This is a genomic window from Novosphingobium aerophilum (assembly GCF_014230305.1).
GTDB classification, from domain to species: Bacteria; Pseudomonadota; Alphaproteobacteria; order Sphingomonadales; family Sphingomonadaceae; genus Novosphingobium; species Novosphingobium aerophilum.
In genome coordinates, this window is record NZ_JACLAU010000026.1 from 1 (window position 1) to 13,251 (window position 13,251).

Below are 13,251 nucleotides of genomic sequence, written 5' to 3' on the forward strand. Positions count from 1 at the left end.
TTTTTTCAGCAGACGGTTCTCGAGCGTCAGGTCGGCCACGCATTCCTTCAGGGCACGGGCCTCACGGCGCAGATCCTGCACTTCGCCGGTCGTTGCGGCACGGGCGGTGTCGCCGGCCAGGCGGCGCTTGCCGGCCTCCATGAACTCCTTCGACCACACGTAATACAGGCTCTGCGCAATGCCTTCCTTGCGGCACAGCTCGGCGATGCTGTCCTCGCCGCGCAGGCCATCCAGCACAATGCGGATCTTGTCCTCAGCTGAGAAGTGCCGCCGCGTCTGCCGCCGGATGTCCTTCACCACCCGCTCAGCAGGGGCCTTGGCGGGCGATTTTTTCATGGAGGGTTGGGGCTTCATCTTCGTTCCTTCGTCACTGCGACGAAGCCCCAACCCTCCTTAATTCACAACCTCAAATCTGTGCCATTGGTGCTGACGGGGGACACGAAAGTCTGGGCCAGTCCAGTCGCGCCGATCGGATGGCCCTTGCTTTCAAGACCCCCACTAGGGTTGACCGGCGTTCGGCCTCCCAACGCGGTGTGACCTTGTATGGCTGCTAGTCCACCCTCACCGCGAGGTGCCAGGCCAAGGTTCTCGACCTGGATGACTTCGCCGACAGCGGTTGCATCGTGAACTTCGGCCAGATCTATATCGCAAGGACCGATCGAAGCAGCCTCGAATGCTTTCAGGGCGGTAACCCGACCGATGTGCTGCTCAAGATCGTCGGGATGCCGGTGTACCGAGCTTCCAAGGGTACAGGCGCGCAGTTCTACGGCACGGGACTGAACGCCCAGCCGGCGTAGACCGGCCTCAGTGCAAAGTACTGCCGCCGCCGCCCCGTCACTGACCGGGGCGCACATTGGCAAGGTTAGTGGCCAGGCGATTGGGCGGTCGGCCAACACTTCCTCGATCGAATAGGCGCGGCGATACTGAGCGCGTTCATTATGAACCGAATGGGCATGGTTCTTGGCCGCGACAGCAGCAAAGTGCTGAGCAGTCGAGCCATATAGCCGCATGTGCTGACGCGCGAAAGCAGCGTAGATGTCCATGAAGACGCTGCGCCGGTCAGCCGGAGGAGGCAACGTTGTCTCGTCCATCCCTCCGAGTGCTAAAAGGGTGTCCCGGCTCTTTTCGGCTACCGCTACATCCCAGCCTGAATCGAATATGCTAGCCTAGCCGCGTCGAGAGCTCGCCCAAGCCCGTCTTAGTTTCGAAATTGAGTCCAAGCGACAAGGTGCTTTTTGGAGCGCGTTGCATGCGGTTGCCGCTGAAATCGAGCGTTGGGTTGAACACATAGTTTTTGAACTTCGCGTCAAGATAACCATAGCTGAAATCGAGCGACCAGTTGCTGTTGAAGACGGCCCGCCCTTCCATTTCGAAGCCTTTGATCCGGCTGTTCGCAGCATTTGCAGTCAGAACTGCAGTAACGCCGGGAGCGAACTGGATCACACGCAACTGCTGCAGATCACGATAGTTCATGCTGAAGACCGCGGCATTCAAGCGCAGGTGTCGATCAAGCAAAGTCGTGCGCAGGCCAGCTTCATACGAATCGACCGATTCCGGATTGGCAACTTGCTGGGCAACCACAGGCGAAACAGCGATGAACTGAAATGCGCCTGATTTGAAGCCCGAAGTATAAGACGCATACTGGAACAGGCCCGAACTCACCGCGGAGGCTCTGCGAGGTGGCTGGATGCATACTGGCGATGTGGGCTACCTGGATGATGATGGGTACCTTTTCGTCGTCGATCGCCTCAAAGACATGATTATCACCGGCGGGGAGAACGTGTGGTCTCAAGAAGTTGAGAATGCGCTTGCCTCGCATCCCGCTGTTTCCCTGTGCGCGGTTGTCGGCAAGCCCGACCCCCTCTGGGGTGAAACGGTCCATGCAATCGTAAACCTGCGCGAAAACGCCAGCGCCAGTGAAGCAGAGCTGATCGCCCACTGCCGCGACCTGATCGCGCACTACAAGTGTCCGCGCAGCGTCGACATTCGAGCAACACCTTTGCCGCTTAGCGGTGCCAACAAAGTCTTAAAGGCCGATTTGCGTGCCGAGTTCACTCAACCCTAAAGCTATACTGGGCGTCTGGTATCAAAAGCCTCGGCCCGCAAAGGCGGGGTATAGCGAATGCGACAGGAGAACCTGTAGCCCAGCTTCACGACCCGGTGGGGGGATATACCTGCCGCGAAGATGGGGTAAAACGCTCGGCGCCATTTGTCGTTCGGATATAGTATTCACCGCTGCGTGGGCGCGCGTCTCGCCGAATTGCAGATCCAGATCTTGCTAGAAGAGATGATCAAGCGGAACATGCGGGTAAGCTTGGCTGGACCGGTCGTGAACCGTACCCGTTTCTCGCAATTGTAAATTCCGCGCCCGTCGTTGTCAGCTAAAGCCTCGCCCACCTATTTTCGCCTGCAAGCGGGTTCGCGCAGTATTTAGAATTTGAAGTATCTCTGCCCATCTCGCTTCTGGCGTCATATCATCAGGATGCGGCCCGCCAGGCAGCCAGGCTCGATCCGGTTGCGGCTGATAGACATGACGGTTGGCAAAGAGATCCTTCACCAGCGACGGCTTCTTCGCGAGGATCGCCAAGAGGACTTGCGCCGGTCCCGACGGTTCACGGCGGCCCTGCTCCCAATTGAGCAAAGTGCCTTTTGGCACTCCAATGCTCTGGGCGAACTCGAACTGGGACAATCCGGTTTTCGAACGGAGAGCGGCGACATTCACAGGCGGGACTTTCACTCGAGGCTGTCTGCCTTCGCTGTTGCCAGATCCGACATAAGTCACGGTTACTTTCAGCCCATCGAGGGCGCTTTTTCTCTTTGTCATGGGGCTGGCTAAGTTCGGTGCCAAAGTGCGTCAATGGCGCACACTTGGGCCGTCGGCCGGCGGCAATGACAGGCGGCTCAAAAACCGTACTGAACGCAATTCAGTGGAGAGCTTTTTAGGCCTCAAAAATGGCGGATTTGAGCCATTCCGTTATGATTGCACGTTTTTTAGTTCGCGAAACGCTTTTGGGTAGGCGGACAATTTCGCGAAATTCCGAATGATCATCCGGGTGCGAGGCTATCCACTGAAACTACTCGAAAATATCGCAAAGCTACTGAAAGTGCGTCATTTTTTGTAACGTTTGAGTGTCGGGAGCAGTTTCGATGCCGGTCTCTTTCGGCAAATGGCGGAGCGAGAATGACCGAAGACGACATTTATCAGGATTTCACGCAGGCAGGGATCGCCTTCGAGTGCCTGGAGCATCCTGCTGTCCACACTGTGGAGGAAAGCGCCTCCATTCACGAGCAGCTTCCCGCAGCGCATACGAAAAACCTCTTCCTCAAGGACAAGAGCGGGCAATTCTGGCTCGTTACGCTGCCCAGTGACAAGCGCGCCGATTTAAAGGCGTTTGCCGCTCTGCTCGGAGCAGGCAAGTTCTCTTTTGCCAAACCGGACGATATGGAGCGCCTGCTCAAGGTGACGCCAGGATCGGTGACCCCATTAGCGGCGGCGAACGCCGAACCTGGCCATGTTACGCTCGTCTTTGACGCCAGTTTTCGCGAGGCTGAGCGGATCGCGATCCACCCGCTTCGCAATACGGCGACGATCGCCCTCCCCTTTGAGGCCTTGATGTCCTGGCTATCGGGACGAGGCGTCTCCACGGCGGTTGTCGAGCTGCCATGATCGAGAGGCCGCTCGAGGGTTGAATGGATGCCGGACGGGCGGTGAAGCAACGACCTGATCCAGAGAGAGCCTCGGTGAAGATTGCTCCGGCCGGGGAAGATTGGCGACGGAGATGGCGTCATAGACGCTTGCCGTCGAAGACCATGTTTCATGCAAGGGGACATCTGACGCGAGGGCCGGGCAAGCCATCCCGCCACCCTTTTCAGCCGCGCACGGCGCGTCGCTGCCTATCCGATCCGGCACGAACGAGAATATGTCGTTTCGCTGCACCCCTGATGGCGCAAATATCCTGTTCCGCCTTGCCGGTCTCGTCAATGATGAGGTTCGAACCATCGTAAGGCCTGCCATGACCCGTTTTTCCTTCCCGTCTTTGATTGCGAATGCGTTGACGGGGCACAAAAACTGGGAACAGCAGTGGCCAGATGCAGCGCCGAAAGCAGAATATGATGTCGTGATCGTCGGCGCCGGAGGCCATGGGTTGGGCGCCGGTTATTATTTGGCGAAAGAACATGGCATCACGAACGTAGCGGTGATCGACAAAGGTTGGCTTGGAGGCGGCAATACCGGGCGAAATACCACCATCATTCGATCGAATTACCTCTATGACGAGAGCGCAGCACTCTACGAGCATGCGCTGAAACTGTGGGAAGGCTTGTCACAGGAGCTCAATTATAACGTCATGTTTTCGCAGCGCGGCGTCATGATGCTTGCGCACTCGGTGCACGACGTTCAGATTTTCAAGCGCCACATCCATTCCAATCGCCTGAACGGGATCGACAATGAGTGGCTTACGCCGGAGCAGGCGCAGGCCTTCTGCCCACCGCTCAGCATTGCGGCTGACGCGCGCTATCCTGTCATGGGCGCTGCACTTCAGCGGCGCGGAGGCGTCGCCCGCCATGACGCGGTCGCATGGGGCTATGCGCGAGGCGCTGCGGCGCGTGGGGTCGACATCATTCAGAACTGCCCCGTCACGGCGATCCGACGTGATGCCAGCGGGAAAGTGATCGGCGTCGATACGGCGCGCGGCTTTATCAAGGCCAAGAAGGTCGCGGTCGCCGCTGCCGGCAATACGTCCGTCGTGATGGACACGGCGGGTGTCCGCCTGCCGCTTGAAAGCTATCCGCTGCAGGCCCTGGTGTCTGAGCCGGTCAAGCCCGTCTTCCCATGCGTGGTCATGTCCAACACGGTCCACGCCTATATTTCCCAGTCGGACAAGGGCGAGCTCGTCATCGGCTCGGGCACGGATCAATATGTGTCCTACAGTCAGCGCGGCGGGTTGCCGCTCATCGAGCATACTGTCGCCGCGATCTGCGAGATTTTCCCGATTTTCACGCGGATGCGCATGCTGCGAAAATGGGGCGGCATCGTGGATGTCACGCCTGATCGGTCCCCGATCATCGGCAAGACCCCCGTGCCTGGCCTTTACGTCAACTGCGGCTGGGGGACCGGTGGCTTCAAGGCGACGCCGGGTTCGGCACATGTCTTTGCGCACACCATTGCTCGGGGCGAGCCGCACCCGATCAACGCGCCCTTCACGTTGGACCGCTTTAAAACTGGCCGGTTGATCGATGAAGCTGCCGCTGCAGCCGTCGCGCACTGAAGGACTGACGCCATGCTTCTCATTCGTTGCCCCTATTGCAACGCCGAACGCCCTGAAGTCGAGTTTGTCTATGCCGGAGAAGCGCATATCGTCCGCCCGGTCGATCCATCTCAGACCGATGACGATCAGTGGCGGGACCATCTCTATGTGCGGAACAACGCGCGCGGTCTCCACTTCGAGCGGTGGCGTCATATCCATGGCTGCGCGCGCTTCTTCAACGCGCTGCGCGATACGGTCAGCGACAAGTTTGTGACCACATATAAAGCGGGGCTGCCTCGCCCGCGCATCGAAGATATCAAGGAAAGCATGTGACGAAGGCTCATCGCATCGTCGGACGTGGCCGGATCGACGCCAGCCGCCCCGTGCACTTCACCTTCAATGGTGTCGAGTATCAGGGTTATCGAGGAGACACGCTGGCATCCGCGCTGATGGCCAACGGCGTTCATCTCGTCGGGCGCTCATTCAAATATCACCGACCACGCGGCATTTTGGGCGCCGGCTCGGAAGAGCCAAATGCGCTCGTCGGTGTGACGCACGGCCAAGGGCGATTTGAGCCCAACACCCGCGCCACGATGCTGGAGATCTATCCTGGCCTGGCGACCAGGAGCCAGAACCACTGGCCCTCGCTGAAATGGGATGTCGGCGCAATCAATGACGCCCTTTACATGCTGTTCTCCGCGGGCTTCTACTACAAGACGTTCATGTGGCCGAAAGCGTTCTGGACCAAGGTCTATGAACCGTTCATCCGACGCGCAGCAGGACTTGGCACCGCGCCGTTCGAGCCGGATCCGGACAGTTATGCCAGCCGCTTCGCCCACTGCGACATATTGGTGGTCGGCGGCGGTCCCGCCGGCATCGCCGCTGCATTGGCGGCAGGCCGGGCCGGCGCTAAAGTGATCTTGGTCGACGAACATGCGGACCTAGGCGGCTCGCTACTGTCCGAAACCGACGCGACCATTGCCGGCCTGACCGGCCAGCAATGGCTTGACGAGGCCCTTGCCGCCCTTGCCGATCTGCCGAACGTAACCTTGCTGTCTCGCACGACGGCAATTGGCTATTATCACGAGAATTTTGTTGGATTGTGCGAGCGTATTACCGACCATCTGGAGCATAGTTCGGTCGGAACGCCGCGCGAACGGCTGTGGAAAGTTCGGGCCGGGCAAGTGGTGCTCGCCCAGGGATCGATCGAGCGGCCACTGGTGTTCGATGGGAATGATCGCCCCGGTGTCATGCTGGCAGGCGCGGCCCGGACATATCTCAATCGCTATGGCGTCACGGTTGGCGAGCGTGCTGTCGTCGTCACGTCCCATGACAGCGCCTGGCTTGCTGCGTTCGACATGGCGAAAGCCGGCGTCAAGGTGGAAGCCATCGTCGATCTGCGCTCAGACCCTTCGGTGGACCTGCAGGAGCGCGCCCGCGTTTTGGGCATCCAGATACTGGTGGGCTGGACGGTGACGGGAACCCGCGGCCGCTTGCGGATAAAGTCGGTGCGGGTCTGCCCTGTCGATCTGGGCGGAGATGCCCACATCCTGTCGTGCGACGTGCTCCTGATGTGCGGGGGCTGGACCCCGAGCCTTCATCTTTTCTCGCACTCCATGGGAAAATTGCGCTGGGATGAGAGCGAGCAGCGCTTTCTCCCCGGCGACCATGTCGAAGCAAGCCGCACCGTCGGGGCCGGAAACGGCAGCTTCGGGCTGGCAGCGGCCCTTGCGGAAGGCGATCAGGCGGGCGCCGCAGCCGCGCGGGAGCTTGGCTATGACAGCGCGCCAGCGACCTATCAGGTCAATGGTGAATTTGCGCTTTCCGGTCGCTATTTCAATGAATTGCCGACCGATCGCAACCCAGGCAAGGCCAAGGCCTTCGTCGACTTCCAGAATGATGTGACCGCGAAGGACATTCGCCTTGCCGTTCGGGAGGGGTTCCGCTCCATCGAGCATGTAAAGCGCTATACGACCAACGGCATGGCGACGGACCAGGGCAAGACCTCGAACATGAATGGTCTGGCGATCGCCGCAGATGCTGTCGGGCGGCCGATGCCGGAAGTGGGTCTCACGACGTTCAGGCCGCCTTATACGCCCACGACATTCGGTGCCTTTGCGGGCTATGCGCGCAACGGCCTGTTCGAGGTGACCCGCAAGACGCCGATCGATCAATGGGCAGAGAGCGAAGGCGCGATCTTTGAGCCCGTCTCGTTGTGGCGGCGCGCTTGGTATTTCCCCAAGGCCGGCGAGACCATGCATGCGGCCGTCGCCCGCGAGTGCGCAGCAGTGCGCAGCTCCATCGGCATGTTCGACGCGTCGACGCTCGGCAAGATCGAGGTGGTCGGCCCGGACGCGGCCGAATTCATGAACCGCCTCTATACAAATCCCTGGACCAAGCTGGCGCCAGGCCGCTGCAAATATGGCCTCCTGCTGGGTGAGGACGGGTTCATCCGTGACGATGGCGTCATAGGCCGCCTGGCGCAGGATCGCTTCCATGTCACCACCACGACCGGAGGCGCGGCGCGCGTCCTCAACATGATGGAGGATTATCTTCAGACGGAGTGGCCCGATCTGAAAGTCTGGCTCACATCGACGACGGAACAATGGGCGGTCATCGCACTCAATGGTCCCAACAGCCGCAAACTGCTCGAGCCTTTGGTGGAAGGCATTGACCTGTCGGACGAACAACTCCCGCACATGGCCGTTGCCGAAGGCAGCATCTGCGGCATCCCGACCCGCCTGTTCCGCGTCAGCTTCACCGGCGAGCGCGGCTATGAAGTCAATGTTCCTGCGCGTTACGGGCGCGCCGTCTGGGAGACGCTTTACGAGAGCGGCCAGGAGTACGGGATCGTAGCTTACGGCACGGAAACCATGCACGTCCTGCGTGCCGAGAAGGGCTATATCATCATCGGCCAGGATACGGACGGGACGCTGACGCCTAACGATGCCGGTTTGGGTTGGACGATCGGCAAGACGAAACCCGATTTCGTGGGTAAGCGCTCCCTCGCGCGACCGGACATGCTGAAGGATGATCGAAAGCAGCTGGTCGGGCTTCTCACGAGCGATCCCACGGTCATTCTGGAGGAGGGAGCCCAGATCGTTTTCGATCCGGATCAGCCAATCCCCATGAGAATGGTTGGCCATGTCACCTCTTCCTATTGGAGCGAGAGCCTTGGGCGATCAATTGCCTTGGCCGTGATCGAAGCAGGCAGTCGGCGCATTGGCGAGGTCGTTCACATTCCGATGCCAGATCGCACCCATGCGGCCGTGATCAGCCAGACGGTTTTCTTCGATCCGCAAAATTCGCGCATTAACGCATAGGAGCCGGGACGATGACGCAAGCCCGATACCCGCTCAGCGGCGACAAGATCATTTTGACCGGCGAACACCCTGTGACGATCGACGGGCTGGACGATTGTGCCCGATTCAGTCTTCGGATCGCCCCCTCCCAGTCGGCGGCCGCGAGCGCCGCTCTCGGGCTCGATCTCCCTGTCGAGATTGGCGGCATCGCGTCTTCGACCGGCCGCCTCGCACTTTGCCTCGGCCCCGATGAATGGTTCGTTCTTGCCGCCAAAGCCGATGGCGCCGCAATCGTGTCCGCCTTTGCGGAGATTTATGGGCAAGCGCCGCACAGCCTGGTCGATGTGAGTCACCGTGAAACCGGCATCGTGATCGACGGCCCCCTTTCTGCGCTCGTCCTGCAATCCGGCATTGCTTTTGATTTGGCGGCGATGCCTGTCGGCACCGGTTGCCGAACGCTGTTGGACAAGGCGCAGATCATCCTGATGCGAGAGACTGCCAATCGGTTCCGGATCGAGGTCTGGCACTCCTTCTCCGAACATATCTGGAATTTTCTGGCGGCGGTGCGCCGCGAACCAGAATTCAACATCTGACATCACCTTGAAGGAGACCGGTTATCATGTGGCAGGGCGAGTCTTATGCTGCGATGAAGGATCGCGCAGTCGCGGACGCGATCGGGCGCGAACTGAGCCGTCAACAGAATCAAATTGAACTGATTGCGTCCGAAAATATCGTCTCCGAAGACGTGCTGCTCGCTCAGGGATCGGTGCTGACCAACAAATATGCCGAGGGTTATCCCGGCAAGCGCTATTATGGCGGATGCGCCTTCGCGGACGAAATCGAAACGCTGGCCATCGACCGGGTGAAGGCGCTGTTCGGGGCCTCCTATGCGAACGTCCAGCCCCATTCGGGCGCGCAGGCCAATCAGGCCGTCTTCTTTGCGCTGCTGCAGCCCGGTGATCGCATCATGGGCTTGTCGCTTGCGCATGGCGGGCACCTCACCCATGGGTCGCCCGTCACGATGTCGGGAAAATGGTTCGATGTTGTCAGCTATGATGTGGGCGAGACCGATCACCGCATCGATTATCAGCAACTGCGCCTCAAGGCGCTTGAAACGAAGCCCAAGCTGATCATCGCTGGCGGGTCTGCCTATCCACGCGAAATCGATTTTGCGGCTTTTCGAGATATTGCCGACGAGATCGGCGCTTATTTGCTGGTCGATATGGCACATGTGGCTGGCCTCGTGGCTGCGGGCATTTATCCCGATCCACTGCCTCATGCGCACATCGTCACCTCGACCACGCACAAAACACTGCGCGGGCCGCGCGGCGGGATCATCCTGACGAATGACGAAGCCTTGGCGAAAAAGATCAACTCAGCCGTATTCCCCGGCAATCAGGGCGGCCCCTTGATGCACGTCATCGCTGCCAAAGCCGTTGCGTTTGGCGAGGCTCTCAAACCTGATTTCAAGACATATGCGAAGGCGGTGCTGGCCAACGCCCACATGCTGAGCGACACATTGATCGCTGGAGGCCTTGCCATCGTCTCAGGCGGCACCGACAGTCATATCGTGCTCGTCGATCTTCGTCCAAAAGGGGTGAAGGGGCGCGATGCCGAACATGCGCTCGAACGCGCTGGCCTGACCTGCAACAAGAATGCTATTCCTTTTGATCCGGAGAAGCCCGCAGTCACGTCCGGCATACGCCTCGGCACGTCCGCAGGCACCTCACGCGGTTTCGGCGAGATGGAATTTCGCAAGATCGGAGAGCTTATTTCGCGCGTGATCGATGCTTTGGCGCAGAAAGGGCCGGAAGGCGACAACGTCGTCGAGGCTGCGGTGATGACTGAAGTACAGGAGCTATGCCGCCATTTCCCAATCTATAGCTGATCCGAAAATGACGGCCTTGGTCGATCGCGCCCGCGCGACCACAACAGGACGAGCCGATGTTCCTTAGTGTGTTCGACATCTTCAAGATCGGCATCGGGCCATCGTCCTCCCATACGATGGGGCCGATGACGGCCGCTGGCTGGTTCCTTGACCTGCTGAGGCAGTCGCCGGCCGCACAGGATGCGGTTCGGGTGCGCTGTATCCTTCATGGGTCGCTTGCCTTCACGGGCCGGGGTCATGCAACCGACCGATCCATCGCCCTTGGCCTGCTTGGCTGGCGCCCGGCCGATATCGACCTGGACGAAGCGGAGCGACAGCTTGCCCTCTTATCGCAGGAGAAGATGCTGCGTTTAGACGGTCTTCCCCCGCTCTTCTTCGACCCAAATGAAGATATTGTATTCGATTATGGCCCTGCCTTGTCCGGCCATGCAAATGGCCTGATCTTCAACGCGCTCGACAAAACAGATAAGCCGATTGTCTCCGAGACCTACTATTCGATCGGTGGTGGCTTCATTGTGACCGCTGCGGAGAGGACGGCGCCACAAACGAAGGTTGCCGAAGAGGTGGCGACCTGGCCCTTTCCCTTCGATAACGCCGCATCCATGCTGCGGATGGCCGAAGCCAGCGGCCTCAGCATCGCCGCCATGAAACTCCAGAATGAAGCCGTTTCGCAGGACGCCGGCCAGGTGCAGTCAGATCTTTCGCGGATCTGGCGCGCTATGAACGACTGTATCGAACGCGGACTGGCGCAGGAAGGCGAGCTTCCTGGCGGCCTGCATGTCAAGCGTCGGGCAAGACATATTCACGCTCAGCTTGTGGCGGAAAAGCGGTCAAATCTCAGTCAGCCTCATACCGTGTCGGATTGGCTGAGCGTCTACGCGATGGCCGTCAACGAAGAGAATGCAGCGGGCGGCAAGGTCGTAACTTCTCCAACCAATGGCGCGGCCGGGGTCGTGCCAGCGGTCCTGCGTTACTATCTTGACCATTGCACGGGCGCTGATCCGGAAAGGATCAACGACTTTTTGTTGACCGCGGCCGCGATCGGCGGACTCATCAAGCATAATGCGTCGATATCCGGTGCCGAAGCAGGATGTCAGGGCGAAGTCGGATCGGCCGCCGCTATGGCAGCAGCCGGGCTATGCGCCGTGCTGGGCGGCACGCCCGGTCAGGTCGAAAATGCTGCTGAAATCGCTCTGGAACATCATCTGGGCATGACATGCGATCCGGTCGCCGGACTCGTCCAGGTTCCATGCATCGAACGCAATGGCATTGGCGCGACCAAGGCTGTTGCCGCCGCCTCCTTGGCGCTGCGCGGCGATGGATCACATTTCATGCCGCTCGACAATTGCATCGAAGCGATGCGGCAGACCGGGGAAGAAATGAGCGCCAAGTTCAAGGAGACGAGCCTTGGCGGACTCGCGGTCAATCTCCCCGAGTGCTGAACCGCGAACTGCCGCCGCATTCATGGTGCCCCATGTCGCACTCGTGATGGCTTGGACCGCCCCTGCTATGGTTCCATCAGCACGAAGCCAAGACCGTCGCAGGATGACGACGCGCGCCAAGCACTGGAAAGACTGAAAACAACCAAGAGAGGATTGCAGGCATGACGAAGAACAGAGGAGTCGTCTACATCGAGCCCGGCAAGGTCGATGTTCAGGACATTGACGATGCGAAGCTCGAGGCGCCCAATGGCCGCCAGATCGGCCATGGCGTCATCCTCAAAGTGTTATCGACCAACATTTGCGGATCGGACCAGCACATGGTGCGAGGCCGCACGACTGCGCCATCGGGCTTGGTGCTCGGCCATGAAATCACGGGCGAAGTCGTCGAAAAGGGCAGCGATGTCGAAATGCTGGACATTGGCGACATCGTGTCCGTTCCGTTCAATGTCGCCTGCGGTCGTTGCCGCACCTGCAAATCACAGGACACGGGCGTCTGCCTCACAGTCAATCCGGAGCGCGCGGGCGGCGCCTATGGATACGTCGATATGGGCGGCTGGATCGGCGGCCAGGCACGCTACGTCACCGTTCCCTATGCTGACTTCAACCTATTGAAGATACCAGATCGGGACCGTGCGATGGCCAAGATCCGCGACCTGACGATGCTGTCCGACATTCTGCCGACCGGCTTTCATGGCGCAATCAAGGCCGGTGTCGGCGTGGGTTCGACCGTGTATGTCGCCGGCGCCGGTCCCGTCGGGCTCGCGGCCGCTGCGTCGGCCCGCATTCTGGGTGCGGCTGTCGTCATGATCGGAGACTTCAACAAGGATCGTCTGGCACACGCCGCGAAGGTAGGCTTTGAGCCCGTTGACCTGTCCAAGAGCGATCGTCTTGGCGATCTCGTCGCACAGATCATTGGCACGAACGAAGTGGACAGTGCGATTGACGCGGTGGGGTTCGAGGCGCGCGGACATGCCGGCGGCGAGCAGCCAGCCATTGTTCTCAACCAGATGATGGAGATCACGCGCGCGGCGGGGTCGATCGGCATTCCGGGACTTTATGTCACGGAAGATCCCGGCGCCGTGGACAAGGGCGCGAAAGTCGGCAGCCTGTCGCTCCGGTTCGGACTGGGCTGGGCGAAAGCGCAGTCTTTCCACACCGGGCAGACCCCGGTACTGAAATATAATCGCCAGCTCATGCAGGCGATCCTGCATGACAGGCTCCCCATAGCGGACATTGTCAACGCCCGCATCATCTCGCTCGAGGATGCGCCACAGGGCTATGAAACCTTCGATCAAGGTGCGGCAACCAAGTTTGTCCTCGATCCGCATGGATTGCTTCAGGCTGCATAAAACATATCCCGCGGGTCGCATCCC

General features: G+C 59.9%; 13 protein-coding genes and 1 pseudogene. 10 read left to right on the forward strand and 4 right to left on the reverse strand.

The window, feature by feature from the left end; all coding sequences use genetic code 11:
- From H7F49_RS13745 to H7F49_RS13755, 3 genes are all read right to left on the reverse strand, one after another.
- Positions 1–336: transposase (locus tag H7F49_RS13745; RefSeq protein ID WP_407940313.1), on the reverse strand; the 336-nt coding region annotated here is incomplete at its 3' end.
- Positions 337–398: 62 nt separating this feature from the next.
- Positions 399–1,043: a thiolase family protein gene (locus H7F49_RS13750; protein WP_235982167.1), complete on the reverse strand. Its 645-nt coding sequence runs from the start codon at positions 1,041–1,043 to the stop codon at positions 399–401.
- A gap of 118 nt (positions 1,044–1,161) precedes the next feature.
- Positions 1,162–1,662, reverse strand: a complete 501-nt coding sequence (locus H7F49_RS13755; protein WP_185684156.1) for a TonB-dependent receptor domain-containing protein — start codon at positions 1,660–1,662, stop codon at positions 1,162–1,164.
- Positions 1,663–1,687: 25 nt separating this feature from the next.
- Here H7F49_RS13755 and H7F49_RS13760 point away from each other — a divergent pair, with 25 nt between their 5' ends.
- Positions 1,688–2,065 carry an AMP-binding enzyme gene (locus H7F49_RS13760; RefSeq protein WP_214647826.1) on the forward strand — a complete coding sequence of 126 codons (378 nt, stop codon included), beginning with the start codon at positions 1,688–1,690 and terminating at the stop codon, positions 2,063–2,065.
- A 129-nt stretch (positions 2,066–2,194) separates the two neighbouring features.
- A pseudogene (locus H7F49_RS19975) lies at positions 2,195–2,329 on the forward strand (cytochrome P450); the annotation flags it as partial.
- Positions 2,330–2,377: 48 nt separating this feature from the next.
- Here the strand turns inward: H7F49_RS19975 and H7F49_RS13765 are convergent.
- On the reverse strand, positions 2,378–2,824 hold the full coding sequence (locus tag H7F49_RS13765; RefSeq protein WP_185684157.1) for a helix-turn-helix domain-containing protein: 447 nt from the start codon (positions 2,822–2,824) through the stop codon (positions 2,378–2,380).
- A 357-nt stretch (positions 2,825–3,181) separates the two neighbouring features.
- On the opposite strand from H7F49_RS13765, the gene H7F49_RS13770 reads away from it, so the two are divergent.
- The 8 genes from H7F49_RS13770 (at position 3,182) to fdhA (ending at position 13,227) form a co-directional block, all read left to right on the forward strand.
- Positions 3,182–3,667 carry a prolyl-tRNA synthetase associated domain-containing protein gene (locus H7F49_RS13770; RefSeq protein ID WP_185684158.1) on the forward strand — a complete coding sequence of 162 codons (486 nt, stop codon included), beginning with the start codon at positions 3,182–3,184 and terminating at the stop codon, positions 3,665–3,667.
- A 346-nt stretch (positions 3,668–4,013) separates the two neighbouring features.
- Positions 4,014–5,267 carry a sarcosine oxidase subunit beta family protein gene (locus H7F49_RS13775; RefSeq protein ID WP_185684159.1) on the forward strand — a complete coding sequence of 418 codons (1,254 nt, stop codon included), beginning with the start codon at positions 4,014–4,016 and terminating at the stop codon, positions 5,265–5,267.
- Between the two features lie 12 nt (positions 5,268–5,279).
- Positions 5,280–5,579, forward strand: a complete 300-nt coding sequence (locus H7F49_RS13780; protein WP_185684160.1) for a sarcosine oxidase subunit delta — start codon at positions 5,280–5,282, stop codon at positions 5,577–5,579.
- Positions 5,576–8,569: a sarcosine oxidase subunit alpha gene (locus H7F49_RS13785; RefSeq protein WP_185684161.1), complete on the forward strand. Its 2,994-nt coding sequence runs from the start codon at positions 5,576–5,578 to the stop codon at positions 8,567–8,569. The genes H7F49_RS13780 and H7F49_RS13785 overlap by 4 nt, the downstream gene beginning before the upstream one ends.
- 11 nt (positions 8,570–8,580) lie before the next feature.
- Entirely contained in the window at positions 8,581–9,141 is a 561-nt protein-coding gene (locus H7F49_RS13790) for a sarcosine oxidase subunit gamma family protein (protein ID WP_185684162.1), read from the forward strand.
- 26 nt (positions 9,142–9,167) lie between these two features.
- Complete coding sequence (gene glyA, locus H7F49_RS13795) at positions 9,168–10,436, forward strand: serine hydroxymethyltransferase (protein ID WP_214647827.1); 1,269 nt, start codon at positions 9,168–9,170, stop codon at positions 10,434–10,436.
- Positions 10,437–10,492: 56 nt separating this feature from the next.
- Positions 10,493–11,878: an L-serine ammonia-lyase gene (locus H7F49_RS13800; RefSeq protein ID WP_185684163.1), complete on the forward strand. Its 1,386-nt coding sequence runs from the start codon at positions 10,493–10,495 to the stop codon at positions 11,876–11,878.
- A 161-nt stretch (positions 11,879–12,039) separates the two neighbouring features.
- Complete coding sequence (gene fdhA, locus H7F49_RS13805; protein ID WP_185684164.1) at positions 12,040–13,227, forward strand: formaldehyde dehydrogenase, glutathione-independent; 1,188 nt, start codon at positions 12,040–12,042, stop codon at positions 13,225–13,227.
- Positions 13,228–13,251 lie beyond the last annotated feature (24 nt).